Origin of the sequence: Tahibacter sp. (genome assembly GCF_032229445.1) — a bacterium.
Lineage (GTDB): Bacteria > Pseudomonadota > Gammaproteobacteria > Xanthomonadales > Rhodanobacteraceae > Tahibacter.
The window spans coordinates 1-3,874 of record NZ_JAVTWC010000139.1; the positions used below are offsets into that span (position 1 = coordinate 1).

The following is a 3,874-nucleotide window of genomic DNA, read 5'->3' on the forward strand; positions in this document are numbered from 1 at the left end:
TCTATGAGGACGGCTACAAGTCGTTTTCACCGGCCGGTGCTTTCGAGAGCGGATATACGCCACTGTGACGGCTAACGCCTGAGATAACCGGAAGCCCGCCAGGGCTTTCCGGTTGATTGACGGGTTAGCCGGCACCCGATGAACGCCGGCAATTGCAAAAGGAAGCAACATGGCACCGCACCAGCAGCGAGTAGTAACCGAGAAGGAAGAACTGGACGACAAGCTGACGAAGCTGAAGGCGTTCTTTGGAACCGAGATTTTCGCCGGCCTTGACGAAGCCGAAATGGAGCGACTGCAACGGCAGGCCGACCACATGAGCGCTTACAGCGGCGTTCTCGGCGAGCGCATTGCAGCGTTCTGATCCCATGAGCCGTCGCCGGCCTGTGCTGGTGACGGCTAACGCAGAGCTAAGGGGCCGGCCGCTTGCGGACGGTCCCGCTTGAGCGCCGGGTTATGCGGCAAACACAAGGACACGAGATGAACATCGAGATCGGAAGCAAGGCCCTCATTACCACGGACAACTGGTTCTTCGCGCCGGACGGCCGTAGTTACCGCGCCGTGTTCGGCACTGTGAAGGCCGTCCGCAGCAGCGAAGAAACGCTTGGCGTCCGGACAAACGCACGCTCGACGAACTGGTATGTCGAGATCGGCAACATGACCTTGGCTGGATGCCAGGTGCACTACGCGGTCAAGACCGAAGATTGCAACCTCGGCCACGCTGCGAGCTACAAGGTTGATGACCGCGGTGAAGTGCGGGAGTTCAAAAGCCCGTCCGGCATCTACCACGCCGATGCCGCATAACACACCCATGGCGCCCCTGCTCACAATAGACCAGCTTGCCGCAACCCTTGGCGTATCGCCTCGCGCCGTGCCTTCTCCCGGCCGGGAGCAACGAAAATACCTCAGGGCATTCGCCCTACCCCGAGCCGCGCGCGACGCCGATCGCACGCTGACAGCAAGCCGCCTCCGGGCGGCTTTTTCATTTCTCGCCGCGCGTCACCACTTGACGTTGACGTGATCGCGCAGCCAGTACGCTGCAGCCCACAGCGAGCAGGCGACTGTCGAGCCGGCGGCGACGACCTTGACGAGAATCGGCAGGACGATCTGCGAGCCGCGGCGCAGCGCGACCAGGTCTTCGAGCACCGGGAGAACCTTGGCGTTTTCTTCGAGGTGGCTTTTGATGCACGCCTCGAGTCGCAGCAGGCTGCCGCTGATTGCGGACAACTCGCCACGCAGCGCGCGCGCTTCCTCGTGCAGAGAGCGGGCTTCGTCTCGCCATGCCGCGCGGCGGTCGCCGGGGTCTGTTGGCTGGTCTCGGTCGGCGTCTTCGTGCATTGGATTTGCTCCGGCGTGTGGTTGTGGTGGCTGACCGTCTTGCGCGCTCAATAGAAATGCCCGGCGTCCGCATCGGACGGGGCGATATAGGCGGTTCCTGCGCGCGCATTGACGCATACTCGCTGAATTGGCGTTGCTATCGGCACGACGTGCCCGTGATAGACCTTGTCCGCCACCGTGAATTTGCGCGGGCCGATGCCGGCGCCGGCGGAGTAGTCCTGTATGGCGCCGTTGATGTACTCCCACACGCGCAACTCTGGCGAGTGATAGGCGGCGCCACTGGCAAGCCATAGCGTCGTGAATTCGTCGGATGTTCCCGGCAGCAGGGTGTAGCGCGTGCCGGTTTCGCTCTCGGCGCCCGTGCCGTAGTTCAGGCTGTATGCCGCGGCGAACGCGCTCGCCATGCCGCCGTAGAATGTCCCGGCGTAGTTGATGGTTTTCGTTCCCAGCAGCGCCCCACCGGCAGGACCAGCAGGATAAGCCCATGTCTGCGAGTAGTCGGTATACGGTGCTGTGGATTGCGTTGCCGTCATCTGCACGCCGATTTTCGGCACCAGCACGCCACGCACTGAAGACCTGATCTCTATCCAGGCGTCAAAGCTGTCGACATTCGTCAGGTCGGTTGCCACCACTCCCGAGCCGACGCCATTCCACTTTGTCGTGCCGGCGTCACAGTATTCTGTCGTGACAAAGGTATGCGTCCCGCCGTCGATCGTTCCCGAGCCGGTCGCGCTGGTGGTCGTCGAGAAAACCGCCTCGACCAGGTCGAATTCGTTGGTGTGCCTGGCATAGACCCAGAGCAGTTGGCGATAGCTCAATTCCGTGGCGCTGCTTGTAGCGGCGACCGTCGCCAGCGCGGTATACACCTGAGTCGTCTTGTGCAGCGTGCCCGAGCCGCAAGGCCCAAGGTCTTCCACCGTCGTGGCTACGCTCGTCGATCCTGGCGTCGACGTGTCTGACGATGTCGAGGTATTCACGAAAGACGCAAAGACGTCCACGTCAGTAATCGCCGTGCTGATGCCGACGCCCGTTGCCGGGTCTGACGCGCCAGTCTCCGATAGCTCCACGCGCAAGACGCTGGTGAGTGTGCGCCGGCGATCAGACGCCGGCGTTATCGACGTGTCTTCCCAATACGCCAGCACATACGCCTCGCTGCCGTCCGGCTTACTGGTGATTGCGTAGGTCGTCGGTCGCCTGGTGGGCGCGCCGGACGGCGCTGCAGGATAGGCCGACCAGTTCTTCGCGTTGACTTCGCCGATCAGGCGATCGACCGTTGTCGACGATTCCAGGAAGGAGTCGAAGCGATTCCGCAGGTAGATTTTGAAATTGTCGGTGCTGCCGGCGCCGGCGGTGATGGTCACGCCGACGCGCCACACCTGCCCAGCCGCGCACTTGAAAATGTGATCCGTCGGAAGCAAGCGAAACGGATTCATCCTGCCCGTGTAGACCGCCTCCGGAAAGCAAAACATCCTCCTCGGGAAAATGGCGTCTCCGGGGAAGACGTAGTTTGTCGACGGCGAGGTGTAATCCGCGTTGGCGGTGAGCTTGAAATAGCGCGGCGGGAATTCCGTATCGGCGCCAAACGACGCCGGGCGGGCCGTCGCGTCGATCAGCGTCGACAGCGTCTGATCGGTGTAGAGGTTGCCGTTCACGCGCTGAAAGCACTTCAGACCGGCAAAGCGGTGCACGCGCCGATTCCACGGGAATTCCTCATTCGGGAATGGCGTCACCAGCGAATTGAGCACCGTCCACGCGGCGTCCTCGATGCGCTCGACCAGCTTGCCTGGCGATGCCAGAACGATCTCAAACTTTTTGAGCGTTCCCGTCGTCTTGGCGCTGAGCCCCATGACGCGCGCCGACGTGATCGTGGCTGTGCCGAGCACGTGCGCGCCGAAGATCGAGCCATGGTCAGCGGCAACGCCTCCGGTAGGGTAGACCTGCAGCGAGAACGGCCGGCCGCACTTGCCGCCGAAGCTGATGGCGGAAAGCCGCGCGTCGAAAGCGACGGGAATGAACGTGCCGTTGATGTAGACGCGCTGCACCTTCGCGGCGGCGGTGTAGGTTCGCCCGGTCTCGATGATGTCGTGCTCAAGCACGCGCAGGCCCGTCGATCCATCGTCTTCCGCCATGCACAGCGCGCGCGTTTTCGGCAGGCCGTCGCCGGTGCTGACGGTAATCCGGTTGATCGGCTTGAGCGGGAAGCTGTAGACGCCGTTCGTGGAGTATTGGCGCCGGGTCGCGTGATACGTGCGCGCGGCGTAGCTCGTCTCGGTCAGCGGGCTCATCAGGTCTTCAGGCACGCAAACCGGAACGGATTTGCGCAGCGCATAATCGGCGGTGCCGGTGCGGCCGGGGATGTCCGTGGTCGGCGTCGGCGCCGGCAGGACGCGGTTTCGGCGCGTGCCGATGCCCACGCCGGCGGCGGCGGCCTGGCGACTGAGCAGGAGGTCGAGCGCGCTGGCCATGTGTCGGCGATCAGATCAGTTTCGGCTGGCCGGTGCCGACGCGCGGCGGAATGGCCGGCGGCGTGGCCAGCGGC

4 protein-coding genes are annotated in these 3,874 nt (G+C 63.5%); 2 read left to right on the forward strand and 2 right to left on the reverse strand.

Going from position 1 to position 3,874, the window contains the following annotated elements; translation table 11 throughout:
- Positions 1–169 precede the first annotated feature (169 nt).
- Positions 170–361: a hypothetical protein gene (locus RUU78_RS25460; protein WP_313920696.1), complete on the forward strand. Its 192-nt coding sequence runs from the start codon at positions 170–172 to the stop codon at positions 359–361.
- Positions 362–477: 116 nt separating this feature from the next.
- The gene (locus tag RUU78_RS25465) at positions 478–801 is read left to right on the forward strand and encodes a hypothetical protein (protein ID WP_313920697.1); all 324 of its coding nucleotides are present in this window, start codon (positions 478–480) and stop codon (positions 799–801) included.
- 195 nt (positions 802–996) lie between these two features.
- Here the strand turns inward: RUU78_RS25465 and RUU78_RS25470 are convergent, their stop codons facing one another.
- Positions 997–1,335 (reverse strand): hypothetical protein, encoded by a 339-nt coding sequence (locus RUU78_RS25470; protein ID WP_313920699.1) that lies wholly within the window; start codon positions 1,333–1,335, stop codon positions 997–999.
- A gap of 47 nt (positions 1,336–1,382) precedes the next feature.
- A complete protein-coding gene (locus RUU78_RS25475; RefSeq protein WP_313920700.1) occupies positions 1,383–3,800 on the reverse strand; it encodes a hypothetical protein in 2,418 nt (805 codons plus the stop codon).
- Positions 3,801–3,874: the final 74 nt, after the last annotated feature.